General features: G+C 63.4%; 24 protein-coding genes. 16 read left to right on the plus strand and 8 right to left on the minus strand.

The window, feature by feature from the left end:
- Positions 1–126: 126 nt before the first annotated feature.
- On the minus strand, positions 127–1,302 hold the full coding sequence (locus ACSSV4_RS00570) for an acetyl-CoA C-acyltransferase family protein (protein ID WP_454272726.1): 1,176 nt from the start codon (positions 1,300–1,302) through the stop codon (positions 127–129).
- Positions 1,303–1,538: 236 nt separating this feature from the next.
- The gene (locus ACSSV4_RS00575) at positions 1,539–2,264 is read right to left on the minus strand and encodes a metallophosphoesterase family protein (RefSeq protein WP_454272727.1); all 726 of its coding nucleotides are present in this window, start codon (positions 2,262–2,264) and stop codon (positions 1,539–1,541) included.
- A 301-nt stretch (positions 2,265–2,565) separates the two neighbouring features.
- Here ACSSV4_RS00575 and ACSSV4_RS00580 point away from each other — a divergent pair, with 301 nt between their 5' ends.
- On the plus strand, positions 2,566–3,822 hold the full coding sequence (locus ACSSV4_RS00580; protein ID WP_454272729.1) for a PQQ-dependent sugar dehydrogenase: 1,257 nt from the start codon (positions 2,566–2,568) through the stop codon (positions 3,820–3,822).
- Positions 3,822–4,406 (plus strand): c-type cytochrome, encoded by a 585-nt coding sequence (locus ACSSV4_RS00585; protein WP_454272730.1) that lies wholly within the window; start codon positions 3,822–3,824, stop codon positions 4,404–4,406. The genes ACSSV4_RS00580 and ACSSV4_RS00585 overlap by 1 nt, the downstream gene beginning before the upstream one ends.
- A 10-nt stretch (positions 4,407–4,416) precedes the next feature.
- Here ACSSV4_RS00585 and ACSSV4_RS00590 read toward each other — a convergent pair whose 3' ends face one another.
- Positions 4,417–5,061, minus strand: a complete 645-nt coding sequence (locus ACSSV4_RS00590) for an RluA family pseudouridine synthase (protein WP_454272732.1) — start codon at positions 5,059–5,061, stop codon at positions 4,417–4,419.
- 44 nt (positions 5,062–5,105) lie between these two features.
- Complete coding sequence (locus tag ACSSV4_RS00595) at positions 5,106–5,762, minus strand: GntR family transcriptional regulator (RefSeq protein ID WP_454272733.1); 657 nt, start codon at positions 5,760–5,762, stop codon at positions 5,106–5,108.
- Between the two features lie 140 nt (positions 5,763–5,902).
- Here ACSSV4_RS00595 and dctP point away from each other — a divergent pair, with 140 nt between their 5' ends.
- The 5 genes from dctP (at position 5,903) to ACSSV4_RS00620 (ending at position 11,596) form a co-directional block, all read left to right on the plus strand.
- On the plus strand, positions 5,903–6,886 hold the full coding sequence (gene dctP, locus ACSSV4_RS00600; protein WP_454272735.1) for a TRAP transporter substrate-binding protein DctP: 984 nt from the start codon (positions 5,903–5,905) through the stop codon (positions 6,884–6,886).
- Between the two features lie 75 nt (positions 6,887–6,961).
- Complete coding sequence (locus ACSSV4_RS00605) at positions 6,962–7,510, plus strand: TRAP transporter small permease (RefSeq protein ID WP_454272736.1); 549 nt, start codon at positions 6,962–6,964, stop codon at positions 7,508–7,510.
- Positions 7,510–8,823 carry a TRAP transporter large permease gene (locus tag ACSSV4_RS00610; RefSeq protein ID WP_454272738.1) on the plus strand — a complete coding sequence of 438 codons (1,314 nt, stop codon included), beginning with the start codon at positions 7,510–7,512 and terminating at the stop codon, positions 8,821–8,823. Before ACSSV4_RS00605 ends, ACSSV4_RS00610 begins: the two co-directional genes overlap by 1 nt.
- Positions 8,823–10,067, plus strand: a complete 1,245-nt coding sequence (locus ACSSV4_RS00615; RefSeq protein ID WP_454272740.1) for a malonyl-CoA decarboxylase — start codon at positions 8,823–8,825, stop codon at positions 10,065–10,067. Before ACSSV4_RS00610 ends, ACSSV4_RS00615 begins: the two co-directional genes overlap by 1 nt.
- Positions 10,068–10,078: 11 nt before the next feature.
- On the plus strand, positions 10,079–11,596 hold the full coding sequence (locus ACSSV4_RS00620; RefSeq protein ID WP_454273377.1) for a malonate--CoA ligase: 1,518 nt from the start codon (positions 10,079–10,081) through the stop codon (positions 11,594–11,596).
- A gap of 12 nt (positions 11,597–11,608) precedes the next feature.
- On the opposite strand, the gene ACSSV4_RS00625 is transcribed toward ACSSV4_RS00620, so the two are convergent.
- Together ACSSV4_RS00625 and ACSSV4_RS00630 are read right to left on the minus strand one after the other, a co-directional pair.
- Positions 11,609–12,328 carry an SDR family oxidoreductase gene (locus ACSSV4_RS00625; protein WP_454272742.1) on the minus strand — a complete coding sequence of 240 codons (720 nt, stop codon included), beginning with the start codon at positions 12,326–12,328 and terminating at the stop codon, positions 11,609–11,611.
- Positions 12,325–13,854, minus strand: coding sequence for an AAA family ATPase (locus tag ACSSV4_RS00630; RefSeq protein WP_454272744.1), 1,530 nt, complete (start codon positions 13,852–13,854; stop codon positions 12,325–12,327). The genes ACSSV4_RS00625 and ACSSV4_RS00630 overlap by 4 nt, the downstream gene beginning before the upstream one ends.
- 174 nt (positions 13,855–14,028) lie before the next feature.
- Between ACSSV4_RS00630 and ACSSV4_RS00635 the strand changes: the two genes are divergently transcribed.
- Both ACSSV4_RS00635 and ACSSV4_RS00640 read left to right on the plus strand, forming a co-directional pair.
- Entirely contained in the window at positions 14,029–14,838 is an 810-nt protein-coding gene (locus ACSSV4_RS00635) for a division plane positioning ATPase MipZ (RefSeq protein WP_454273378.1), read from the plus strand.
- A 189-nt stretch (positions 14,839–15,027) separates the two neighbouring features.
- On the plus strand, positions 15,028–15,738 hold the full coding sequence (locus ACSSV4_RS00640) for a GNAT family N-acetyltransferase (protein ID WP_454272746.1): 711 nt from the start codon (positions 15,028–15,030) through the stop codon (positions 15,736–15,738).
- A gap of 3 nt (positions 15,739–15,741) precedes the next feature.
- On the opposite strand, the gene ACSSV4_RS00645 is transcribed toward ACSSV4_RS00640, so the two are convergent.
- Positions 15,742–16,641 carry a DMT family transporter gene (locus tag ACSSV4_RS00645; RefSeq protein ID WP_454272747.1) on the minus strand — a complete coding sequence of 300 codons (900 nt, stop codon included), beginning with the start codon at positions 16,639–16,641 and terminating at the stop codon, positions 15,742–15,744.
- A 184-nt stretch (positions 16,642–16,825) separates the two neighbouring features.
- Between ACSSV4_RS00645 and ACSSV4_RS00650 the strand changes: the two genes are divergently transcribed.
- The 4 genes from ACSSV4_RS00650 to ACSSV4_RS00665 are packed head-to-tail and all read left to right on the plus strand — an operon-like array spanning position 16,826 to position 19,172.
- Positions 16,826–17,596 (plus strand): HpcH/HpaI aldolase family protein, encoded by a 771-nt coding sequence (locus ACSSV4_RS00650; RefSeq protein ID WP_454272749.1) that lies wholly within the window; start codon positions 16,826–16,828, stop codon positions 17,594–17,596.
- Complete coding sequence (locus ACSSV4_RS00655; RefSeq protein ID WP_454272751.1) at positions 17,589–18,515, plus strand: glucokinase; 927 nt, start codon at positions 17,589–17,591, stop codon at positions 18,513–18,515. Before ACSSV4_RS00650 ends, ACSSV4_RS00655 begins: the two co-directional genes overlap by 8 nt.
- A 46-nt stretch (positions 18,516–18,561) precedes the next feature.
- Complete coding sequence (locus ACSSV4_RS00660; protein WP_454272753.1) at positions 18,562–18,798, plus strand: hypothetical protein; 237 nt, start codon at positions 18,562–18,564, stop codon at positions 18,796–18,798.
- Positions 18,795–19,172 carry a type II toxin-antitoxin system death-on-curing family toxin gene (locus ACSSV4_RS00665; protein ID WP_454272755.1) on the plus strand — a complete coding sequence of 126 codons (378 nt, stop codon included), beginning with the start codon at positions 18,795–18,797 and terminating at the stop codon, positions 19,170–19,172. The genes ACSSV4_RS00660 and ACSSV4_RS00665 overlap by 4 nt, the downstream gene beginning before the upstream one ends.
- 19 nt (positions 19,173–19,191) lie before the next feature.
- Here ACSSV4_RS00665 and ACSSV4_RS00670 read toward each other — a convergent pair whose 3' ends face one another.
- The gene (locus ACSSV4_RS00670) at positions 19,192–19,911 is read right to left on the minus strand and encodes a redoxin domain-containing protein (protein WP_454272757.1); all 720 of its coding nucleotides are present in this window, start codon (positions 19,909–19,911) and stop codon (positions 19,192–19,194) included.
- 233 nt (positions 19,912–20,144) lie between these two features.
- On the opposite strand from ACSSV4_RS00670, the gene parE reads away from it, so the two are divergent.
- The 3 genes from parE to ACSSV4_RS00685 all read left to right on the plus strand — a co-directional run bounded on the left by parE (position 20,145) and on the right by ACSSV4_RS00685 (position 23,677).
- A complete protein-coding gene (parE, locus tag ACSSV4_RS00675) occupies positions 20,145–22,100 on the plus strand; it encodes a DNA topoisomerase IV subunit B (protein WP_454272759.1) in 1,956 nt (651 codons plus the stop codon).
- 9 nt (positions 22,101–22,109) lie between these two features.
- Positions 22,110–22,931 carry a HEPN domain-containing protein gene (locus ACSSV4_RS00680; protein WP_454272761.1) on the plus strand — a complete coding sequence of 274 codons (822 nt, stop codon included), beginning with the start codon at positions 22,110–22,112 and terminating at the stop codon, positions 22,929–22,931.
- A 614-nt stretch (positions 22,932–23,545) separates the two neighbouring features.
- Positions 23,546–23,677: a hypothetical protein gene (locus ACSSV4_RS00685; protein ID WP_008281428.1), complete on the plus strand. Its 132-nt coding sequence runs from the start codon at positions 23,546–23,548 to the stop codon at positions 23,675–23,677.
- Positions 23,678–23,800 lie beyond the last annotated feature (123 nt).

Raw genomic sequence — 23,800 nt, forward strand, 5'->3', positions numbered from 1 at the left:
AATGGCCTTTAGCTGCCGTTGCCACACCCCGCGCGAAACGCACCGAAGGTGCCGCGCAATCGCGCGGCACCTTCTCAGGTAGTCGTAAGTCCGCTCCAGGCCATACACACTTCCCGCTTCACCCCATCAAAGCGCCTCGATCGCCAACGCGATGCCCTGACCGCCGCCGATGCACATGGTGATCAGCGCGCGCTTGCCCCCCGTCCGCTCCAATTCATAAAGCGCCTTGACCGTTAGGATCGCGCCGGTCGCACCCACCGGATGGCCGAGCGCGATGGCCCCGCCATTGGGGTTGACGCGACCCGGGTCGAGACCAAGCCCCTTGTTGACGGCAAGCGCCTGCGCGGCGAAGGCCTCGTTCGATTCCACCACGTCGAAATCGGCGACGCAGAGCCCGGTTCTGGCGAGCAGGGCCTCGACTGCCGGGATGGGGCCGATGCCCATCACCTCGGGGCGCACACCGGCATGGGCATACCCGAGGATGCGCGCGCGCGGCTTGAGGCCTGCGGCCTCCGCCGCCTCGGCCCGGGCGAGCACGAGGGCGGCGGCCCCGTCGTTGATGCCACTGGCATTGCCGGCTGTGACGGTACCATCCTTCTGGAACACGGTTTTCAACCCGGCGAGGGCTTCGGCGGTGGTGGGTTTGGGGTGTTCATCAGTGTCAAACGCCACCATGTCGCGTTTCACGCGCACCTCGACCGGCACGATCTGCGATGTGAACCGGCCATCTGAAATCGCTTCTGCCGCGCGGCGCTGGCTTTCAAGCGCGAAGGCATCCTGATCGGTGCGGCTGATGTCATGCTCGGCCGCGACATTCTCGGCGGTGACACCCATATGGCCGGTGCCGAACGGACAGTTGAGCGCACCCAGCATCATGTCGCGGGTTGTGACGTCACCCATCTTGGCGCCCCATCGCTGGTCGGGAATGATGAAGGGCGAGCGGCTCATGTTCTCGACACCGCCCGCGAGGCCGAAATTCGCATCGCCCAGCATCAGCGATTGCACGACCGAGACGATGGCCTGTGCGCCCGAGCCACACAGGCGGTTGACGTTCATCGCGGGTGCCGTGTCGGGAACACCCGCATCCATGGCACTGACGCGGCTGACATACATGTCACGCGGTTCGGTGTTGATGACATGGCCAAAAACCACATGGCCGATCTGCCCGCCCTCGACACCAGACCGCGCCAGCGCCTCTCGGGCCACCGTGGCGCCGAGCGTGGTGGGCGGCGTACCCGCAAGAGCCCCGCCGAAGGTGCCTATGGCGGTGCGGCAGCCGGCCAGAATAACGATATCGGTCATGGGTCATCCTCCCCCAGGTTTACGTTGAAAAGACCCTAATGGCAGGGCGAGGCAAAAGGCAACGCGAACGTGGTGTCAGCGCGCGGATACCACGCGTTTCGACAGCCCGTGCTGTCCGGAGCACCCGCACGCCCCTAAGGTACCGTCATCCTCGGACTTGATCCGAGGATCTCTCTGCTGTCCTCGAACTGCCAGACGCGAGATCCCCGCGTTCGCGGGGATGACGTGCACAGGGATCATCCCTCCGGCCCAAGCAACTCACGTCCGCGCTCGGTGATCAGATGACAGGTGGGGCCGTGAAACACCGCAGGCCAGAGCGGGCGGCCATAGCCCGCGCCGCCATCAAGATCGACGCGGTTGCCGAAATGCTGCGGCCAGTCGAGCGCCGTGTGGCCATGCACGACAAGCCAGGGATGCGGCGCCGCGTGGTCGAGAAAGCCGTCGCGAATCCACATCAGATCGGTCGCCCTCTGTCGGCTGAGGGGAACGCCGGGGCGGATGCCTGCGTGGACGAAGAGCACCTCGTCCGCCTCATCGAAGAGCGGGAGGCTGGCCAGCCAGTCGCGATGCGCCTGCGGCACGGCGGCGCGCGCGGCCTCCCAGGCGGGGGCGATCTCGGACGCGGCGACCCCGTAGGAGGCCAGCGTCGCGTCGCCGCCGAGCCGGGGATTGAGCCAGGTGAGCCCCGAGCGTACCTGCGCGGATCGGATTGCCCCGCCGTCAAGGAAATCGAGAAAGAGTTGGTCGTGATTGCCCTTGAGCACGGTCCAGGGGCGGCCTCGGGCCTGTCCCTCCATCAGCCGGTCGATCACGGCGCGGCTGTCGGGGCCGCGATCCACCAGATCGCCGAGAAAGACGATGCGCGCCTCGGCGCCGCCATCGCGGTGCACGAGATCGAGCGCGGCCTCAAGCAGCGCGTCCTGACCGTGGATATCGGGGATGGCATAGATCGGCTGGGTCATGCGGAATCTAGAGCCAGAATGCGGCGCGAATGTCCAGCCCCGACGGCACCTTAGCACCGTACCGCACCCGCTACACGGCATACCCCCCTCCTTTTGTCTGTGTCGGATCGCCGCAGCATTCGCTTGCGCTTTGGGGAATCTGCGATACGCTCCTGTCCGGTGAATACAACGCAAGCGGTATTTGCCACGGGTGTGCGAAGGGGAGAGCGCGCGCCGTTTCAGTATCGTGAGGTCACATGCTGAAGATCGGCCTGCCGGCGATCCGGTGGCCCGACATACAGACGTATCAGGGAGGAACCGTATGAAACATCTGCTGTCATCCATTGCAACGCTCGCCCTTACCGCCGGTCTGGCACAGGGTCAGGCGGCGAACGTGCCGGACAATCTCGACAAGCTGTCGAATTTCCAGACCACCGGCGTCACCGAATTCACCTTTATCGAGCAGGGCGGCGACTATGCCGAGGGGATCAAGGCCACGCTAGACAAGATCACCTTGCCCGAGGGGTTCAAGATCGACCTTTACGCCGTCGTGCCCGATGCCCGCCACATGGCGGTGGGGCCGCAGGGTATCGTGACCTTCGTCGGCACCCGCAAGGACAAGGTCTGGTCGGTCACCGACCGCAACAAGGATCGCGTCGCCGACGAGGTCAAGGATTTCGCGCCCTCGCTGCAATTCTCGATCCCCAACGGCCCCTGCTTCTCGCCGGACGGGTTTCTCTATATCGCGGAGCAGAACCGCGTTCTGCTCTTCCCCGCCGCCGAGTTCTTTTACGAAAGCCCCGACGTGGCCGCGTTCAATCTGGTGGCCAAGGGCGATCTGATCCCCGAGGACGAGGAAAGCTTCAACCACACCGCGCGGGTCTGCGATATCGGGCCGGATGGCAAGATCTACATCTCGCTTGGCCAGCCCTTCAACGTGGCCCCGGCGGACCGGCTGGAGAAGTACAGGAAATGGGGCATCGGCGGCATCATCCGGATGAACACCGACGGCACCGGCCGCGAGGTCTACACCTATGGCGTGCGCAACTCGGTCGGGCAGGATTTCCATCCCGAAACCGGTGAACTGTGGTGGACCGACAATCAGGTCGACGGGATGGGCGACGACATCCCGCCCGGTGAATTGAACCGTCAGACCGAGATGGGCCAGCATTTCGGCCACCCGTGGTTCGGGGGCGGCGATGTGCGCACCAACGAGTACAAGGGCGAAGAGGTGCCCGTCGACGTGGTGATGCCTGCGGTCGAGACGATCGCACATGCCGCCGATCTCGGCATGGCCTTCTACACCGGCAGCCAGTTCCCGGCGAAGTACAAGAACGCGATCTTCTCGGCGCAGCACGGATCGTGGAACCGCACCGATCCGGTCGGCGCGCGGGTGATGGTGACCTTCATCGACGACGAGGGCAACGCCACGATGGAGCCCTTCGCCGAGGGCTGGTTGACCGAGGATGGCGAGTATCTCGGGCGGCCGGTCGATGTGGCGCAGCTGCGCGATGGCTCGATCCTCGTATCCGACGATCTCGCGGGCGCGCTCTACCGGATCTCCTACGAGGGCAATTGATGCGACAGATCATGATGCTGGCACTGGGCGGGGTTTTCCTCGCCCAGATGTCTTACGCGCAGGAGGTGACGGGCGACGCGCAAGCCGGGCGTAAGTTGGCCACGCAGTGTCGCACCTGCCACGGCATCGAGGGGCACGCGAAAATGCCCATCGTGCCGCATATCGGCGGTGAGAACCCGGCCTATATCGAACATCAGCTGACCGCCTTTCGCGACGGCCAGCGCGTGCATGAGATGATGAGCGTGGTGGCGAAGAGCCTCAGCGATCAGGCGATTGCCGATCTCGCGGCGTGGTACAGCGCGCAGGAGCCGGTGGCGACGCTTGGCCCCGGACAGGACCCGGCGAATGCGCCCGAGGCCTGCATCGCCTGCCACGGAGCGGACGGGATCGCGCAGATCGAGGATGCGCCCAACCTGGCGGGCGAGACGGTCATGTATATCGACACCCAGCTCAAGGCGTTTCGCACCGGCAAGCGCACCCATGAGGTGATGAGCCCCATCGCCACCGAGATGACCAATGACGAGATCCGCGCCGTGGCCGAGTGGTATTCCTCGGTCAGGTTCGAGGTAAAGCCCGCCGAGTGAGGGGCGTGCCTCAGAACGGGGCCTTGGCGCGAAACTTCACGCCTGCGCCGCCATCGGGGTGGCGCAGGCGCAACTCCTCGGAATGCAGCATCAGGCGCGGATAGTCCCGCGCCGCGCCGCTGGCATAGAGCGGATCACCCAGGATCGGATGCCCGAGACTGAGCATGTGCACCCGCAACTGATGACTGCGGCCGGTCTTCGGGCTTAGCCGCACCCGGCTCTCGTCCTCGCCCTGCCGCAGCACCCGCCATTCGGTCAATGCCGCGCGCCCGGTCTCGTGGCAGACCTTTTGCAACGGGCGGTTGGGCCAATCGACGGTCAGTGGCAGATCGACCACGCCGGTCTTCGGCGCGAGCAGCCCCGCCAGCCGCGCCACGTAGCTTTTCTTCGCCTGCCGCTTCTCGAATTGCAGGCCAAGATGGCGCTGCGCGTGCGGGCTCAGCGCAAAGATCATCACGCCCGAGGTGTCGCGGTCGAGCCGGTGCACCAGCAGGGCTGTCGGGAACGCGTCTTGCAGGCGGCTCATCAGGCAATCGGCCAGATGCTCGCCCTTGCCCGGCACGCTGAGCAGGCCTGCGGGCTTGTTGACCACGACGATTTCGTGGTCGTGATGCAGGATGTCGAGCGGATCGGTGGGCGGTGCATAATCTGACATGCGCGCGCCTTACACCACGGCGCGGGCAAGGGCCACCGCCGCGCTCACTCTGCCGCGTCGCGCAGGCTCGACATCAGCAGGTGGAATTTCTCGCCCTGAATGGCGACATGGCCGCGCAGCACTTCGGCGGCGCGCTGCTCCTCTCCCGCGCGCAGGGCATCGACGACCGCCTCATGCTCGGCCATGGATTGCGCCATCCGCCCGCGCAGGCGCAACTGCATGCGGCGAAAGGGCTTCAGGCGGCGATGCAGGCGCAACGCCTCCTGTTCAAGAAATCCATTGCCCGCCTGATGGTAGATCATGTGATGAAACCGCTCGTTCTCGCGGTAGTAGCCATCGGTATCGCCCGCTTCGATCGCCGCCGTGCAGCGCGCATTGGCCGCGTCCAGTTCCTGCAATGCCGCCTCGGTGATGCGCTGTGCGGCGAGCCGGGCGCAGACACCCTCGATCTCGGCCATGGTCTCGAACATCTCCATCAACTCGACCAGGCCGGGCTGTCGGATGAACACGCCCCGGCGCGGAATCTGTTCGGCCAGGCCCGAGGCCACGAGCCGTCCGAGCGCCTCGCGAATCGGCGTGCGCGAGACCTCGAATTGCCGCGCCAGCCGGATCTCGTCGAGCCGGTCGCCGTCACTGAACCCGCCGGTGAAGACAAGCTCTTCCAGCGCATCCGCAATGATATCGGCCCGGCGTCGTGACATGTGCAAACTCTAGGTGGCGCAGGCTTTGTGCGCAAGGCAGAAATTCTTGTATACAAAAACATTGACTCTGAATTCAAAACACCAAAGACTGACACCACGCTGACGGGTCATCTGGCCCAAGGCAGTTATGGGAGGAATACATGAAACACATATTCTATGCGGCCACCGCCGCAAGCGCGCTGCTTCTGGGAGGAATGGCAAACGCCGCCGAATTGCGCCTGTCGCATCAGTGGTCCAACAACGACGTGCGCCACAAAGTGGCGCAGATCGTCGCCGACGAGGTCGCCGCCGCCGATGTCGATCTGGAGATCAAGATTTTCGGCTCCAAGTCGTTGTTCAAACCGCGCGAGCAATACACCCCGCTCAGCCGTGGCCAGCTTGACATGACGGTCCTACCGCTTAGCTATGCAGGCGGCCAGCAACCGGCCTACAACCTCACGCTGATGCCGGGGCTGGTGAAGAACCACGACCACGCCGCGCGCCTCTCGAACAGCCCCTTCATGGAGGCGCTCGAGGCCAAGATGGCCGAGGATGACGTGATGGTTCTGGTGCACGGCTATCTCGCGGGCGGCTTTGCCGGCAAGGAAAAGTGCATCACCAAACCCGAGGATATCGAGGGTCTCCAGACCCGCGCGGCGGGCAAGGCATTCGAGCAGATGCTGGCGGGGGCGGGTGCCTCCATCGCCTCGATGGCAAGCTCCGAGATCTACAACGCCATGCAGACCGGCGTTCTGGATGCGGCCAATACCTCGTCCTCGTCCTTCGTCTCTTACCGCATTTACGAGCAGGTCAGTTGCTATACCCCTGCGGGCGACGTGGCATTGTGGTTCATGTATCAGCCGCTCCTGATGAACAAGACCACCTTCGAGGGGCTGACCGAAGATCAGCAGGCCGCGCTTCTCGCAGGCGCGGAAAAGGCCGAAGCCTTCTACCTCGAAGAGGCCAAAAAGGAGGATGCCGACTCTGTCGAGGTATTCGAGAAGGCCGGTGTCGAGATCGCGCACATGACGCAGGAGGAATTCGAAGCGTGGCGCGCGATTGCGCAGGAAACCTCCTACAAGGCCTTTGTCGAGCAGGTGCCCGACGGGCAGGAACTGCTCGACATGGCGCTCGCCGTCGAGTGATCTGACCCCGTGCCGCGCCCTCATCGGGCGCGGCAGCCCTCGAATGACAATCCCGACGACCATCAGGAGTGCCAAATGACTGGCCAGACCTCGGGCGCCGTAGCGCGCACCGGCAACAACCCCTTCTTGCGCGCCGTCGCCGCAATATCGAGCCTCGCGGGCTGGGTCTCGGCGGGCATGATCGTGGCGGCGGTGCTGATCACCTGTCAGATGATCTGGATCCGCTTCGTGATGAACGGATCGACCATCTGGCAGACCGAGGCGGTGATCTACCTCATGATCGCCGCGACCCTTCTGGGCCTGCCCTATGTGCAGCGCCTGCGCGGGCATGTGAACGTGGATCTCATTCCGCTCGCCCTGCCGCGCCGCATGCGCAAGGGGCTGGCGGTGCTGACGCTGTCGCTGTCGATTGCCGTGGTCAGCGTCATGCTCTGGTACGGCTATGAATTCTGGCATTTCGCCTGGGCGCGCGGCTGGACATCAGACACCGTCTGGGCGGTACGGCTGTGGATCCCCTATCTCGCCATCCCGGTGGGCTTTGGCCTGTTCCTCTTGCAACTGGTGGCCGATCTGGTGGCCCTCATCCTCGACATCGACACCCCTTTCGGACTGGAGGACGCCTGATGGATCCGCTTCTGCTTGGCCTTATCGTCGCCATCGTGACCATCCTCGTTCTGTTCTCGGGTGTCTCGGTCGCGCTCGGCCTGCTGATCGTCTCGGGCGGCTTCCTGATCGTCTTCGACGGCATGCGCTCACTCGAACTCATGCCGGAGATCTTCTTCGGCAAGCTTGATAATTTCGCGCTCCTGTCGATTCCGATGTTCATCATCATGGGGGCCTCCATCGCCTCGACCCGGGCCGGTGCCGATCTTTATGAGGCGCTGGAGCGGTGGTTGACCCGCGTGCCCGGTGGCCTCGTGATCTCCAACCTCGGGGCCTGCGCGCTGTTCTCGGCGATGTCGGGCTCCTCGCCCGCCACCTGTGCCGCCATCGGCAAGATGGGCATCCCGGAGATGCGCAAGCGCGGCTATCCGGATTCAGTCGCCGCGGGCTCCATCGCGGCCGGCGGCACGCTCGGTATCCTGATCCCGCCCTCGGTCACCATGATCGTCTACGGCATCGCGACCGAGACCTCGATCGGCCGCCTCTTTCTGGCGGGGGTCATTCCCGGCATTCTGCTTGTGGTGCTCTTCATGGCCTGGTCGCTCTACCAGACATGGCGCTCGGGCGATGTGAATCTGCTGCGTGTAACCCCCTACACCTGGGCGCAAAAATTCGAGATCCTGCCCCGTGTCTTGCCCTTCCTCGCGATCATCCTCGGCGTGCTCTATGCGATGTATGGCGGCATCGCCACGCCGTCCGAGACGGCGGCCGTCGGCGCGCTTCTGTGCCTCGTGATCGCCATGATCATCTACAAGCTGTGGGATCCCCGCGCGCTCTGGGTGGTGTTGCGCGACAGCACCCGTGAAAGCGTGATGATCCTCTTCATCATCGCGGCGGCGGGGGTGTTCTCCTACATGCTGTCGTCGCTGTTCATCACCCAGTCCATCGCCGAATGGATCGGCACGCTCGACGTCAATCGCTGGGTGCTGATGGGGGCGATCAACGTCTTTCTGCTGATCGCGGGCTTCTTCCTGCCACCTGTGGCGGTGATCCTTATGGCCGCGCCGATCCTGTTGCCGATCATAACCATCGCCGGGTTCGATCCGATCTGGTTCGCCGTGGTGCTGACCATCAACATGGAAATCGGCCTGATTTCGCCGCCTGTCGGCCTCAACCTCTATGTGATCAACGGCATCGCCCCCGATATCAAGCTCAAGACCATCCTCTACGGCTCGTTGCCTTATGTTGGCTGCATGATTCTTGCGATCATCCTCTTGTGCCTCTTTCCGGGGCTGGCCACATGGTTGCCGAATGCAGTGATGGGAGCGGGCTGATGAGCGTTCTTGCGGATCTTCTCTCAACGGTGTTCGAGCGGCGCTATCGCGGTGCCGCCGAACCTGACCGACAAAACCGCAGCATCGAGGCGCTGTGCCGTGACCTTCTGGGCAGTTCCGGCGAAGTGTCGGGCATGGCGCTCGCCCGGCTGATCCTTGATCGTTTCGCGGGCATGGACGATGCGGGCAAACTGGCGTTTTTCGAGTTCCTGACGCAGGACATGGGCGTCGATCCCGAGGCGGTGCGCGACACGCTCGATGCATTCGAAACCACGCCCGACCGCAACACCTACCGCGCCTTCATGAGCGCGGCAGAGCCGCCGCGACAGGAGCTTGCCCGCCGTCTCAATCAGGTGCCGGGGGCCACGGCGCAGCTTGTGGCGATGCGTTCCGATCTCTTGCGCCTCGCGCGCGACAATCCGGGCCTTTCGGTCGTCGATCTCGATCTCAAACACCTCTTCGCCTCGTGGTTCAATCGCGGCTTTCTGGTGCTGCGTCCGATCAACTGGACCAGTTCGGCGGATGTACTGGAAAAGATCATCGCCTACGAGGCGGTGCATGCCATCGACAGTTGGGACGACCTGCGCCGCCGGTTGCAACCGACCGACCGGCGCTGTTTCGGGTTTTTCCACCCGGCCATGCCCGACGAGCCGTTGATTTTCGTCGAGGTGGCGCTCACGCGCGGGGTGCCCGGCGCGATCCATGACGTGCTCTCGGACGAGCGCGCGGCGATTGCCCCCGACGCCGCCGACACCGCCGTGTTCTACTCGATCTCCAATTGCCAGTCAGGACTGGCCGGTATTTCCTTCGGCAACTCGCTGATCAAACAGGTGGTGGCGGATCTCTCGCAGGAATTGCCCAATCTCAAGACCTTCGTCACGCTCTCGCCCATTCCGGGCCTAACCCGATGGCTGTCGGAGTGTGATAAAGCCATGCCCGAAGACGCCGACACCCGCCGCCAGATTACCGCGCAGTACCTGCTCCATGCCAAGCGCGACAAGGGCGGGCCCTATGATCCGGTGGCGCGGTTTCACCTCGGCAACGGCGCGTCGGTGCATGCGATTCATGCCGGTGCCGATCTTTCGCCCAACGGGCAAAAGCAATCGGGCGGCGTGATGGTGAATTACCTTTACGACCTGCGCCAGATTTCGCAAAACCACGAACGATTTGCGGCCTCGGGCGAGATTGCCGCCTCCTCAGAGGTGACAGCCCTCGCCTCAGCAGCCGCCAAGACGACGGAATGAAGGACAAGACCATGGCCAATCCTCTCTATGACACGCTTTTCGGTCGCCATGCGGGCCGCAGCGCCCCGATTATACACCTCGGCGACGGGCAAACGCTCAGCTATGACGCCTTCCTGCGGCTGACCGCGCGCTATGCCCATGCGTTCCGCGCGGCGGGGCTTGCGCCCGGCGACCGGCTCGCGGCGCAGATCGAGAAATCGCCCGAGGCGCTTGCGGTCTATGCCGCCTGCGTGCAGGCGGGCATCGTCTTTCTGCCGCTCAACACTGGCTATACCGGCGATGAGCTGTCGTATTTCGTCAGCGACAGCGGCGCGAAACTGCTGCTGTGCGACCCGGCCAAATCCGACGCGCTCCGCCCCATGGCCGAGGCGGCGGGCGCGGCGCTGATGACGCTCGATGCAGGCGGCAATGGCACGTTGCCCGACGCGGCACGTGATCTGCCCGAGACGTTCGGGACCACCCCGCGCGCGGGCGACGACCTTGCGGCGTTCCTCTATACCTCGGGCACCACGGGGCGGTCAAAGGGGGCGATGCTGACGCAGACCAACCTCTTGTCCAATGCCGAGGTTCTGGTCGACTACTGGCGGTTCAGCGCCGAGGACGTGCTGCTGCATGCGCTGCCGATCTTTCACACCCATGGCCTCTTCGTGGCGACCAACATCATCCTGCTCGCGGGCGGGTCGATGATCTTCCTGCCGAAATTCGACGTCGACACGGTGATCGCGCAACTGCCCCGCGCCACCTCGATGATGGGCGTGCCGACCTTCTACACTCGATTGCTGGACGATCCGCGCTTCACCCGCGATCTGGTGGCGCATATACGGCTCTTTACCTCGGGCTCGGCGCCGCTTCTGGCTGAAACGCATGTGGCCTTTGAGGAACGCACCGGACACCGCATCCTCGAGCGCTACGGCATGACCGAGACCAACATGAACACGTCAAACCCCTATGACGGCGCGCGCCGGGCGGGCACGGTGGGTTTTCCGCTGCCGGGGGTGGATCTGAAGATCACCGACCCGCAGACCGGCGAGGCCCTGCCGCAGGGCGAGATCGGCCTCATCGAAGTGCGTGGCCCCAATGTCTTCAAGGGCTACTGGAACATGCCGGAAAAGACCGCCGAGGAACTGCGCGAGAACGGGTTTTTCATCACCGGCGATCTGGGGCTGATTGACGATCAGGGCTATGTGCAGATCGTCGGGCGCAACAAGGATCTGATCATTTCGGGTGGCTACAACATCTATCCCAAGGAAATCGAGATCCTGCTCGACGACCAGCCCGGCGTGCTGGAAAGCGCCGTGGTGGGCGTGCCGCATCCTGATTTCGGCGAGACGGTGGTGGGCTTTCTGGTGCCGCAAAAGGGCGAAACGCTCGATCTCGACGCCATTGCCGGGGCCGCGTCGCACAGCCTTGCCCGGTTCAAGCATCCGCGCAAGCTTATCGTGCTTGAGGAATTGCCGCGCAACACCATGGGCAAGGTGCAAAAGAATGTGCTGCGCACCGAGTATGCGGAACTCTTCGCCCCGGCCTGAGGCGGCGGGGCCTTAGCCGCGCCCGATATAGGGCATCTTCGTCGCCATCAGCGTCATGAACTGCACATTCGCCTCGGGCGGCAGGTCCGCCATATGCAGCACCGCGCGCCCGACTTCGGCCACGTCCATCGTGGGGGGCGGGGTGTCGGGATTGGCGGCGATGATCCCGTCCAGCAACTCGGTGCGCGCGTTGCCGATGTCTATCTGTCCGCAGGCGATGTCATAGGCACGCCCATCGAGGCTGAGCGTCTTGGTCAACCCGGTGATGGCGTGTTTTGTGGTGGTATAGGCAACCGACCCCTCGCGCGGCGCATGGGCCGAGATCGAGCCGTTATTGATGATCCGCCCGCCCTGCGGCGATTGCCGCCGCATCTGCCCGAACGCCGCTTGCGCACAGAGGAACATGCCGTTCAGGTTCACATCCACCACCTGCCGCCACTCGTCATAGCCCAACTCGTCGATCATCGCCGCACGGCCAAAGCTGCCCGCGTTGTTGAAGAGAACGTCGAGGCGACCGGTTGGGGCGGTAAAATCCTCGAAACAGCGCGCCACGTCCTGCGGATCGGTCACGTCGCCGGACAGAATTACCGCGCGGTCACTGCCCTCGGCCACCGCTTCCAAAGCCTCGGCGCGGCGCGCCATCAGGCCGACCAGCCAGCCTGCCTCCAGAAAGACGCGTGCGCAGGCGGCGCCGATGCCGGCACTTGCGCCGGTGACGAGAACGGATTTCATGGCTCTTCCTCCTGTTCGAGTTCCAAGGGCACCGGCTTGGTGCGCAGATCGTCGATGCTGAGCGGTGCCGTGGGTTTCGACAGCCGGTTGCGCACCACCCAGTGCAGCCGCTCCTCGGCGCGGGTGATCGCCACATAGGCCAGCCGTTTCCAGAGCGGTTGCCCGGCCTCGGATCGTCCCATCCGGGCGGCGGCATAGATGTCGGGGGCAAACACCTGCACATCGCGCCATTGGCTGCCTTGCGCCTTGTGGATCGTCACCGCCGCGCCATGCAGAAAGGTCGCCCCCATATTGGCCGCATAGGGAATGAACGGCTCTTCCTCGTCGGGCTTCTCGATCTTGACGATCGACGCCGCCGACAGGCGCGGATCTTCGGCCCCAATGACATGCAGACGCGAAAAGCCGGGGCGCTTGCCGGGCCCGAGATAGATCACCTGCGCCCCCTTGATCAGCCCGCGCGCCTCCAGATCCAGCCGCTTCTTGCGATGCTTGAGCGGCAGCTCAATGCCGTCGCAGACCAGCGGCTCACCTTCCAGAAGCGCCGTCTCGGGCGCGCCATGCACCGCGCGAAACGCGTTGATCAGCCGGATGCGCGTGGCGTTGCGCCAGACGAGGACCGGTGAGCGCGCCATCAGATCGACCTCGACCCGCTCGGCCCATCGCACCCGCTCATCGCGCTTGGCCGCGTCCTCGATCATCCGCTCGAAATGAGGAAATTCCAGCGCCGGGTCGGCCAGCGCATGCGCCAGATCGAGGATCGGGTTGTCGGCGTCCTGCCGGTGAATGCGACTCAGTTCCAGCCGGGCAGGGGCGGGCAGCGTCTCGAACACCATGCCGTCATTGGATTTCACCGGCGGCAATTGTGCGGGATCACCGAACAGCAGCAGCGTCGGGAAGATTTCCTGCAAGTCCTCGAATTGCTGGGCATCCAGCATGCTCGCCTCATCGACGAAACCGATATCGAGCGGCTCTTCCCGACGCTTCCAGCCGGTGATGAAATCCGACCCGCGCAGCCCCGCCGCCGCAAGCGCGCCGGGTATCGACTTGTTGCTTTGGTAAAACGCCAGGGCCCGGTCGAGCGCCAGATCAGTCAGCCCCTCGACCTCGGGGCGGTCGCCATTCCGCGCCAGCCATTCGGCGATCTTTTCATATTCCGGGTCATAGACCGGGGTATAGAGAATGCGGTGAATGGTCGTTGCAGGCACCCCGCGCATGCGCAGCACACTCGCCGCCTTGTTGGTGGGGGCGAGGATGGCCAGCGTGCGCCGGTCGCGCCGTCTGCGCCCTTCCCAATCGCCCGAGACGACATCGACCCCCGCCTCCTCGAGCGCGCGGTAGAGCGCGGCCAGCAAGAGCGTCTTGCCTGACCCGGCCTTGCCGACCACCGCCAGCACCGCCTGCTTGCCCTCGCGCGGCGGCGTCAGCAGCCCCTCGTCAAGGTCCACGCCCACACCGCGCAGCGCCTCTGCGATGCGGTCATGGGCCTCGGCCTGATCGGGGGAATATGTCAGCGCGGTTTCGGTCATGCGCGCGACCCTAGCGCCGGGGCGAGGCGGGTGCCAGCGAAAGACGCAAGCACAGGGTCGATGGCGCTTGACCCGGCTGGCGCACCTTCCCTATTGCGATACAGACAGGTAATGTCACACAAAAAGACCGGGGGCGGACAGGCCGCGCACCCCGCGACCAAGGGGAACGGGACCATGGCGCATATCATCGTCGTCGGGAATGAAAAGGGCGGCGCGGGCAAATCGACCGTGTCGATGCACGTGGCGACGGCGCTTGCCCGGATGGGGTACAAGACCAGCGCGCTTGACCTCGATCTGCGGCAGCGCACCTTTGGCCGCTATGCCGAAAACCGCAAGCGATTCCTTCAGGCAGAGGGGCTCGACTTGCCCAGCCCGCGCTACCACGACCTGCCCGAAGTGGCCGCCGATCAGCTCAAGCCGGGCGAGAACGTCTATGACCGCAGGCTCTCGGCGGCGGTGGCGGAGCTGGAGACCGACAGCGATTTCATCGTCATCGACTGCCCCGGCTCGCATACCCGCCTCAGCCAGGTGGCGCATAGCCTTGCCGACACGCTGATCACGCCGCTCAACGACAGTTTCATCGATTTCGACCTGCTCGCCAGCATCGACAGCGACGGGCAGAAGATCCTCGGGCCTTCGGTTTACTCAGAGATGGTCTGGAACGCCCGCCAACTGCGCGCGCAGGCCGGGTTGAAGGCGATCGACTGGGTCGTGCTGCGCAACCGGGTGGGGGCGCAGGCCATGGTCAACAAGGAGAAGATGGGCCGCGCCATCGAGAACCTCGCCAAGCGGATCGGCTTTCGCGTGGCGCCGGGCTTCAATGAACGGGTGATCTTTCGTGAGCTGTTCCCGCGCGGCCTGACGCTGCTCGATCTCAAGGATATCGGGGTCAAGGGCCTCAACATCTCGAACATAGCCGCTCGCCAGGAATTGCGCGACCTGATCAAGGCGCTGAACCTGCCCGGTGTCACGGTGAAATTCTAGCACGCCGCTCAAACCGCGCGCGACAAGAAAATTCGCGAATTTTCTTGAATGGAGTTCGTCGCAGAAATCCGTCCGCCTGGCCGGTCTGACCAGCCCTCGCCTTACCGTTCACAAAGTCTTGAACCGCGCAGGTGGCACCCCATATCTAGAAGGCTAACGACCTAGCACTGCCGCCTGGGGGGCCGCGACGTGACTGATCGGACCGACAAGATATCTTCAAAGCGATACCAGCCCGGCTCGGCCCTTCCATCGCGATGGGAGGGCCTTCTTGACCCCGACCAGAAATCATGGTGCGAGGCCAACGGCATCCCGGTGGCCTACGACCCGATGCAGATCGGCTGGGTGATCGCCGACAAGGAGGCTGTCTGCCCCAACGCCGTGCCGTCTGCGCCGCTCTCGTGGACGGCAAAGCCGACCCGCCTGCTCGATTTCCGCCGCTGGCAGAGCGATGATACTCCCGCTTATCGTCAGCTTCTCGGCGATCCGCAAGTCTGGCGCTACATGCACGAGGACTGGCCCGGCGAGATGACCGAGACGCTGGCGCATGGCCTGATCGAGATTTCCGCATTGGGCGAGCACCATGACGTGCTTGCCGTCACGCTTGATGGAGAACCCATCGGGCAGATGCGCCTCGCCTTCGGCACCGACCAGAGCAGCACGGACACTGCCGAACTCAGCTACTGGCTGGGGCGCACGCATTGGGGGCGGGGCCTCGGGCGCGACCTCGTGCGCCGCGCCACGCGGCGCGCCTTTGCCGATCATGACTGGCTCTACCGACTGGTGGCCTTCGTACATCCGGATAATCCCGCGTCAGAGCAGTGCCTGCGCGCCGCAGGCTATCACGACCGGGGGCATCGCGACGACGGCTGGTCCTGTTTCGTGATCTACCGCGACAGCTGAGGCTCAGACCGGCGGGCCGGTGCGCGGCTGCGGCCGGGTGCGCAACCGGCGACGATGCATCAGCGCCCAGAGGTTCGACACGAAGAGCGCCCCGATCACCACCACCCCGCCGACGATGGTCCAGCCGCCCGGGTCTTCGCCGATCACCGCCCAGACCAGCAGCGGCGCCAGCACCGACTCCAGAAGGATGAGCAGCGCCACCTCCGCCGAGGCGATATAACGGGGCCCGAGCGTCAGCAGGCAGGTCGAGACGCTGATGAACGCCCCATGCGCGAGGATGAGCGGCCAGTTGCCCTGCCAGACCGCCAACGGTTGCGCCAGCGGCCAGATTACCAACGAGGCTCCGATCATCGCCACCGGAATGGCAGGGATCATCGACACCGCGCGCAATTGCCGGGCCGCCGTCATCGCGGCGGCAAAACTGGCCGAGACCCCGAGCGCCACCAGATCGCCGCTCCAATGCGCGCCATGGGTCTCACCCGATCCTCGCGCGATCACCGCCAGCCCCGCGAACACCCCCAGCATGGTCAGGATCATCCGGCGGCTGATCGGCTCCTTGAGAAACACCCGGCTGAAGATCGCGGCAAAGACCGGCATCGAGGCGAGGATAAAGACCACATTGGCCACGCTGGTCAGGCTCACGGCAAAGACAAAGCCGGGCGCGGTGGCCCCGATCAGCACCGTATAGATCAACCCTGGCCGCCCGGTGCGCGCAACCTCGGCAAAGCCGCGCGCGCCATTGATCGCCAGTACGCCGAGCAGGATCACGCCCCCCGCCGTGATGCCGCGCCAGAACGCGATGCTCGCCGCATCCCCATCGATCAGCCGCACAAAGAGCGAGTCAGGCACCACGAAAAGCACGCCGAGCGCGGTGATCAACAAGCCTTTCAGATGTTCGGACATGCGCCACCTTCCCCTTCCGTCTGCCGGGGGCAGTCAGACCACAGAGCAGCGGCGCTGTCCATGCGGGGGCGTAAGACCGGGACGGCCCCCCGCCTTTTGGTATGGATTGCAACCACCTGCCCCCTCGCCATTCCCCGTTGGCGCGGTCTATGCTGCGCCTGACCATGACAGAGGAGAGCGCGCCATGTCCGCCCCGAAAAACCCCTTCAAGGCCGCCTTGCAGCGCGGCGACATGCAATATGGCTGTTGGGCAGCCTTTGCTCATCCATACGCCACCGAATTGATGGCTTCGGCTGGGTTCGACTGGCTGGTGATCGACGGTGAACACGCGCCGAATGACCTGCCCACGATCACCGCACAATTACAGGTGATGCACGGATATCCGACGCATCCGGTGGTGCGCCTGCCGATGGGCGAGGACTGGGCGATCAAGCAGGCGCTTGATGCGGGCGCGCAGACGCTTCTGATCCCGATGGTCGAAAGCGCCGACCAGGCCCGCACTCTGGTGCGCGCGATGCGCTATCCGCCTGCGGGCATCCGCGGCGCGGGGGCGATGATCGCGCGCGCTGGGATGTTTGGCGGGATCGCGCGTTATGCCCAGACGGCGGATGCGCAGATCTGCCTGCTGGTGCAGGTCGAGACGCGGGCGGGGCTCGAGGCGCTCGACGATATCCTCGCCGTCGAGGGGGTGGACGGGGTCTTTATCGGGCCCGCCGATCTGGCCGCCGACATGGGGCATCTCGGTGATCCCGATGCAGCAAAGGTGCAGGCCGCAATGCAGGAGGCGCTTGGCCGGATCGCAGCCTCGAACAAGGCGGCGGGCATTCTGGCGACCGATCACGAGGTGGCGCTGCGCTATCGCGACTGGGGCGCACAGTTTCTCGCTGTTGGGGCGGATGTGCTGATGCTGGCAGAGGCGGCGCGCGCCACCGTGGCGCGCTGGCGCGATGGCTGAGTTTCTGCTGGCCGATGTCGGCGCGAGCCATACACGGCTGGCGCGCGGCACGGGGCGGGGACTCTGTCCCGGGACCGCGCGGCGCATCACCAATGCCGAATTCTCGGGGCTGGCCCCCGTGATGGCCGCCTATCTCGAGGATGCGCCGGTCGATGCGGTCTGCGCCGGGGTGGCGGGGCCGGTGCGCGCGGGCACCGCGCGCCTGACCAATCTCGACTGGGTCATCGACACTGCAGAGATCGCCCGCGCCACCGGCGCGCAAGCGGTGCATCTTCTGAACGACCTGCAGGCACAGGCCCACGCGCTCGATGATCTGCCCGCCGCCGCCATTCTGCCGCTCGTGCCTGGGGTGCCGGTTCCGGACGGCCCGCGCATGGTGATGGGGCTGGGCACCGGCAGCAATATCGCCGTGGCCCACCGTGTGAACGCCACGCTGTACGTGCCTCCCGCCGAGGCCGGGCATTCCGGCCTGCCGCACATGGGGGTGGAAGAAAATGACCTAGTCGCCGCTTTGGCGCGTGAAATGGCGCACAAACCCTATGAGGCGGTTCTGTCTGGGCCGGGGCTTGCGCGGATCCACCGTCTGCGCACCGGGCAGGAACAGACACCGGACCGGATCATCGCCGGATATGAAACCGGCATGCCCGACGCACGGCACACGCTCGAACTCTTCGGACACATATTAGGCACTGTATTGGGCAATCTGGCGCTCACTCATATGAGCACCGGGGGCATCTACCTGATCGGCGGACTGGCCCGTGCCATCGCACCGCATTTCACAGATCTTGAGTGTCACCGCCATTTCTGCGCCAGAGGGCCGTATGAGCCGATCATGCGGGACATGCCCATCTCACTCATCACCGATGATCACGCGGCGCTGCTTGGGTGCCTGCACCACCTGCGCGGCATGTTGAAGTAGTACCCATTCAGGTGTATATTCCAATGCGTAATATTTGGAGATTTCCATGAAACGCCTTCTCACCAACCAGATCTGCACCATGACCGAACTGCGCGAACCCCAGAAAGTGCTCGACGCAGCGGGCGGTAAGCCCGTGGCAATCATGAAGAACTCCAGATGCATCGGCTATCTCGTGCCCGAGGAAGCCACCCTCCAGGACGAGCCGCGCCATGCGACGATGGCCGCGTTCGACGAGACGCGTGCGCAGGCACAGCCCGTGCTCGACTATCTTAAAGATAAATGAGCTTCCTACTTCTGACCGTCGAGCAGGTCGAGACGCTGCATGACCTCGTACTGAACCTCGGAGAATTGCCGGGCAGGACGCGCGACAAGTCCCTCGACGGGGCCTTGGCGCGGGTCGATAACCGCATTCTCTATGGCATGATCGAGGACGTGTTCGACCTCGCTGCCGCCTATGCCGAGGCGATCGCGCAGGGGAATTGCTTTAATGACGCCAACAAGCGCACGGCTTACCGGACGGTGATCGTCTGCTTGAAACTCAATGGCGTGGTGTTGACCCATGACACCGAAGACACCGGTCGGCAGATCATTCGCCTCGCCCAGGGCCAGATCGGCGCGGGCGCACTGGTCGAGTGGCTCAGAGCGCGCGCGGGGTGAGCCCCGCGCGCGCAGCCGGTCAGCTCACCGCCCCCGCGTGAACCACCTTCAGGTAATCGCACATGCGCGTCCATTTACTGCCGTAACGGGAATCCAGATCCGCATCGCCACAGTCGCTGGCGCGCGCCAGAAGATCGTCGCCCGGCTGCCAGTCCGCCGGAACCCCGAGCGATGTGCGATCCGATGCCTGTAGCGCCTGCGTGGCGCGCAGGGCTTCCTCACTCGACCGTCCCACGGCGGTCGGATAGTCGAACATCATCCGCAATTTCAGCGACGGGTCGATGATGAAACTCTTGCGGATCGTGCAGCCGGCATCCTCTTTGGCGTGGATCAGGCCCATCTCGCGCGAGATCCGCCCGCCGGGATCGGACATCACCGGGAAATCCACATCGAGACCGAACGTATCCTCGACATCCGCCACCCAACGGGCGGTTTCCTCCGGCGCGCTCATCGAAAGGGCGGCAACGGATACGCCCGCCTCTTCGAAATCCCGCAACATCATCGCGATGGACGCCAGTTCCGTGGTGCAGATCGGGGTGAAGGCCGACGGATGGCTGAAGAGGTACACCCAGTTCCCCTCGGCCCAGTTGTGAAACGCGATCGTGCCTTGCGTGCTCGGCACGTTGAAATTCGGGAAGATATCGCCAATCTGTGGCGTCCACGCATGCACCTTGCGATATCCGCGAGGCACTTCGACCCAATTGTCCGCGGCACGCGCCGAGGCTGACCAGTATTTCATTTGCTCTGTCTCCGCGTTGAGGTTTCGTTCAAACAAAACAGGAAGCGGTAAAACTACACGCTGAGGTTGTTGGTTAACTGTGGCTGAATTGAGGCAACGACCTTGCGGTTTATCACAAAGCGGTGTTGCAGAACTTACAATCGCGCAACAGAGTGCCGGGAGCACAATCCCTTTCCCCACCTCTCCCCCTCTGTCATAATGCTCGCCAACCCATAAAAGCAAAGAGCAGCGGCATGAACGATCTTCTCTCGCCCACCCCGAAATCCGACTATGACGCCTCCTCCATTCAGGTGCTCGAGGATATGGAGCATGTCCGCCTGCGCCCCGGCATGTATATCGGCGGCAAGGACGATCGCGCCCTGCATCACATGGTGGCCGAGATCATCGACAACTCGATGGATGAGGCGGTGGCGGGCCATGCCACATGGATCGAGGTGGAATTGCACGCCAATGGCCATGTCAGCGTGCGCGATAACGGGCGCGGCATCCCGGTTGACCCGCATCCCAAGGACCCGAGCAAGACCGCGCTGGAAATCATCTTCTGCACACTCAACGCGGGCGGCAAGTTTTCCGGCGACAGCTACCAGACCTCGGGCGGCTTGCACGGGGTCGGCTCTTCGGTTGTGAATGCGCTCTCGGATCATCTCAGCGTCGAGGTGGCGCGCAACCGGGAATTGTATCGCATGGCGTTCTCGCGCGGCCTGCCGCAGGGCCCGCTGGAAAAGGTGGGCGCGGCCCCCAACCGGCGCGGCACCGCCGTCACCTTCCACCCCGACCCCGAGATCTTTGGCTCGCTCACGCTAAAGCCCGCGCGGCTCTTCAAGATGGCGCGCTCCAAGGCCTATCTCTTTTCCGGCGTTGAAATCCGCTGGAAAACCGAGATCAGCGATGGCGACACCCCGCAAGAGGCCACGTTCAAATTCCCCGGTGGCCTTGCGGATTACCTTGGTGAGGCGCTGGGCGGTGCCACCACCTATGCCGAGCGTCCCTTTGCCGGCACTGTCGATTTCCGCGACAAATACAACGTGCCGGGCAAGGTGGAATGGGCGATCAACTGGACGCCCGCGCGCGACGGGTTCATCCAATCCTATTGCAACACCGTGCCCACGCCCGAGGGTGGCACGCATGAAGCCGGGTTCTGGGCGGCGATCCTCAAGGGGATCAAGGCCTATGGCGAGCTCAGCAACAACCGCAAGGCCGCGCAGATCACCCGCGAAGACCTGTTGGCGGGCGGCTGTGCGCTGGTGTCGTGCTTTATTCGAGAGCCGGAATTCGTGGGCCAGACCAAGGACCGTCTTGCCACCACCGACGCCGCGCGCATGGTCGAAGGGGCGGTGCGCGACCATTTCGACAACTGGCTGGCGGCGGATACCAAATCCGCAGGCGCAATCCTTGATTTCCTTGTCCTGCGGGCCGAGGAACGGCTGCGGCGGCGGCAAGAGAAAGAGACACAGCGCAAGACCGCGACAAAGAAGCTGCGCCTGCCCGGCAAGCTGGTGGATTGCTCTTCCAGCACCCGCGACGGCACAGAGCTATTCATCGTCGAGGGCGATAGCGCGGGCGGCTCGGCCAAGATGGCGCGGGATCGCAAAAACCAAGCGCTCTTGCCCCTGCGCGGCAAGATCCTGAACGTGCTGGGCGCAGCCTCGTCCAAGCTGGGCAGCAATCAGGAGATCAACGATCTGACACAGGCCCTTGGCGTGAGCCTTGGGAGCAAGTTCAACCTCGATGATCTGCGTTATGACAAGATCATCATCATGACCGACGCAGATGTCGATGGCGCGCATATCGCGGCGCTGTTGATGACGTTCTTTTTCACGCAGATGCGCCCGATGATCGACGCAGGCCATCTCTATCTGGCCTGCCCACCGCTCTACCGGCTGACCCAAGGGTCAAAACGGGTCTATTGCCTCGATGAGGCCGAGCGTGATCTGTGGCTGGAAAAGGGGCTGGGGGGCAAAGGCAAGATCGACGTTTCCCGCTTCAAGGGTCTGGGCGAGATGGACGCCAAAGATTTGAAAGAAACGACGATGGACCCCAACTCGCGCAAGCTCATCCGCGTGACGATCGACGAGGATGAACCGGGCCAAACCGGCGATCTGGTGGAGCGTCTGATGGGGAAAAAGCCGGAATTGCGGTTCCAGTATATTTCCGAGAATGCGCGGTTCGTGGAGGAGTTGGATGTTTGAGGGGGATGAATGACACCCGACACCAACATATACATTCGATCCAGCATCTGGCGAATGTTTAGAGATGCTGCAGATGAAGATTATCTCATCGCGAGGATGGCAGCCCGGTCGGGACTTCAGTTCCAGTATTGCTGGAGTTCGCAGCAAGCCATTGAAAAATACCTCAAAGCAATCCTGCTATTGAACGGCCAAAAGATAAACTTCAACCACGATCTACTGAGTATGTTTGGTGCGGTCATGGAAATGACTGGTGATCTTATTCCAATAGTTTTATGTCCGCCAAACGGGTTCCCACGAGATGTCCGCCTATTTCATTCTCCGTTATTTGAGCCATCCTGTGCATATATCAATCGAGTTGAGAAGTTGGGAAACCCCGGTAACCGTTATCGCTCAGACAGTATTGTTCTTGATTTCGGTGATCTCAATAAATTGGATCACATGTGCTTTATGTTACGACGCGTTGCTTTTCCGTTGGACATGTTAGTCTCAGGTTACAACCAAACTGCGCGAGTGGTCCTTGCAAATCAAAGATCAATTCAACTTCACCCCAAAATGGGATTTCAAAACGATATTCACAAAAGAGGAAAGGAATTGATTGATGAGGGCTTCCGATGGAGGAATTTTGCCTACTTTTATGAAGATGCTGTAGCAAACGGAAAAATATGCATGGGTGGCTCCGCAATAAATTCTGAAATTTATCTGAACTTTACTGGAGGTGAGGAGAGAACCAAGGCGCTTGACTGGTTGATTGACCACGCCTTGCCTAAATGGATGGGAGTGCAGTTAAGGAAGGAAATTGGTAAGCGTCGGGATGATGATCAGCAAGTGTAGCGTGGGTAGCTTCCAACCATAAACACCGTCATTCCCGCGAACGCGGGAAATTTCTGTATGATAGGGCGCGCAAAGTTGCAAGAGATCCCCGCTTTCGCGGGGATGACGACCCTTTAAATACGCGGTGTGGACTGTCCCTCGCGCGGAATCGAGGCTCAGCTTGCTGCGCCGCCGAGCGATCGCAGGGCCGCCTGTCGCACCGGAGGTGCGCCGATATAAGTGGCACGCCTATGGCGTGACGGCCTGGCGATTTTGAGGCGTCGCACTCCGTCTTGGGGTCACACTTATTTGGCAGGGATAAAGTGGCAGCCACAACCGTTGCCTCGCCAGACCGCGGCCCGTAGACCGCACGGCTGCCTCTCCCGAGGACAACGCGCGACAGTCCGCATGAGATCCCCGCTTTCGCGGGGATGACCGAGAAGGGGGGTGGGGCCCCCATCACGCCCCTTGTCGCCGCCCCTCGGCCCGCTTATCTTCCATGATGCAGCACCGGCCCCGCGCCGTGCCTGCTGCGCCCGAGGGCTCATCGCCCTGACCCTGTCAGGCCCCCTGATCCCCTGAGCACGACCCGGCCCGGCACCCTGCCTGACCGGGATCTTTCAGGAGACACTCCCATGTCCAAAGGAAAAAGCCAGAGCAACCGCGAGGCCAAGAAGCCCAAGAAGGAAAAGCCCAAGGTTCTCGCCACCGCGAATTCCAACAGCGGCAAGAACGCCACGGTGATCGCGGGCAAAGCGGTCAAGTGACCCCGAATGCCACGCGCGGGGCAGGGTAACACCGGCCCCGCGCGTCCGTCCTTCATCCCGTTTCGTCACATCCCCGTCACCAAACCTTCACTTGCCTTTGCCATATATTTCACATATTCACGA

The sequence above is a fragment of the Roseovarius sp. MBR-154 genome (assembly GCF_053628595.1).

What these genes read in the sequence shown, in the direction of transcription:
- ACSSV4_RS00570 (WP_454272726.1), bottom strand. Translation starts at nt 1,302, where the DNA reads ATGACCGATATCGTTATTCTGGCCGGCTGCCGCACCGCCATAGGCACC.
- ACSSV4_RS00575 (WP_454272727.1), bottom strand. Translation starts at nt 2,264, where the DNA reads ATGACCCAGCCGATCTATGCCATCCCCGATATCCACGGTCAGGACGCG.
- ACSSV4_RS00580 (WP_454272729.1), top strand. Translation starts at nt 2,566, where the DNA reads ATGAAACATCTGCTGTCATCCATTGCAACGCTCGCCCTTACCGCCGGT.
- ACSSV4_RS00585 (WP_454272730.1), top strand. Translation starts at nt 3,822, where the DNA reads ATGCGACAGATCATGATGCTGGCACTGGGCGGGGTTTTCCTCGCCCAG.
- ACSSV4_RS00590 (WP_454272732.1), bottom strand. Translation starts at nt 5,061, where the DNA reads ATGTCAGATTATGCACCGCCCACCGATCCGCTCGACATCCTGCATCAC.
- ACSSV4_RS00595 (WP_454272733.1), bottom strand. Translation starts at nt 5,762, where the DNA reads ATGTCACGACGCCGGGCCGATATCATTGCGGATGCGCTGGAAGAGCTT.
- dctP (WP_454272735.1), top strand. Translation starts at nt 5,903, where the DNA reads ATGAAACACATATTCTATGCGGCCACCGCCGCAAGCGCGCTGCTTCTG.
- ACSSV4_RS00605 (WP_454272736.1), top strand. Translation starts at nt 6,962, where the DNA reads ATGACTGGCCAGACCTCGGGCGCCGTAGCGCGCACCGGCAACAACCCC.
- ACSSV4_RS00610 (WP_454272738.1), top strand. Translation starts at nt 7,510, where the DNA reads ATGGATCCGCTTCTGCTTGGCCTTATCGTCGCCATCGTGACCATCCTC.
- ACSSV4_RS00615 (WP_454272740.1), top strand. Translation starts at nt 8,823, where the DNA reads ATGAGCGTTCTTGCGGATCTTCTCTCAACGGTGTTCGAGCGGCGCTAT.
- ACSSV4_RS00620 (WP_454273377.1), top strand. Translation starts at nt 10,079, where the DNA reads ATGGCCAATCCTCTCTATGACACGCTTTTCGGTCGCCATGCGGGCCGC.
- ACSSV4_RS00625 (WP_454272742.1), bottom strand. Translation starts at nt 12,328, where the DNA reads ATGAAATCCGTTCTCGTCACCGGCGCAAGTGCCGGCATCGGCGCCGCC.
- ACSSV4_RS00630 (WP_454272744.1), bottom strand. Translation starts at nt 13,854, where the DNA reads ATGACCGAAACCGCGCTGACATATTCCCCCGATCAGGCCGAGGCCCAT.
- ACSSV4_RS00635 (WP_454273378.1), top strand. Translation starts at nt 14,029, where the DNA reads ATGGCGCATATCATCGTCGTCGGGAATGAAAAGGGCGGCGCGGGCAAA.
- ACSSV4_RS00645 (WP_454272747.1), bottom strand. Translation starts at nt 16,641, where the DNA reads ATGTCCGAACATCTGAAAGGCTTGTTGATCACCGCGCTCGGCGTGCTT.
- ACSSV4_RS00650 (WP_454272749.1), top strand. Translation starts at nt 16,826, where the DNA reads ATGTCCGCCCCGAAAAACCCCTTCAAGGCCGCCTTGCAGCGCGGCGAC.
- ACSSV4_RS00655 (WP_454272751.1), top strand. Translation starts at nt 17,589, where the DNA reads ATGGCTGAGTTTCTGCTGGCCGATGTCGGCGCGAGCCATACACGGCTG.
- ACSSV4_RS00660 (WP_454272753.1), top strand. Translation starts at nt 18,562, where the DNA reads ATGAAACGCCTTCTCACCAACCAGATCTGCACCATGACCGAACTGCGC.
- ACSSV4_RS00665 (WP_454272755.1), top strand. Translation starts at nt 18,795, where the DNA reads ATGAGCTTCCTACTTCTGACCGTCGAGCAGGTCGAGACGCTGCATGAC.
- ACSSV4_RS00670 (WP_454272757.1), bottom strand. Translation starts at nt 19,911, where the DNA reads ATGAAATACTGGTCAGCCTCGGCGCGTGCCGCGGACAATTGGGTCGAA.
- parE (WP_454272759.1), top strand. Translation starts at nt 20,145, where the DNA reads ATGAACGATCTTCTCTCGCCCACCCCGAAATCCGACTATGACGCCTCC.
- ACSSV4_RS00680 (WP_454272761.1), top strand. Translation starts at nt 22,110, where the DNA reads ATGACACCCGACACCAACATATACATTCGATCCAGCATCTGGCGAATG.
- ACSSV4_RS00685 (WP_008281428.1), top strand. Translation starts at nt 23,546, where the DNA reads ATGTCCAAAGGAAAAAGCCAGAGCAACCGCGAGGCCAAGAAGCCCAAG.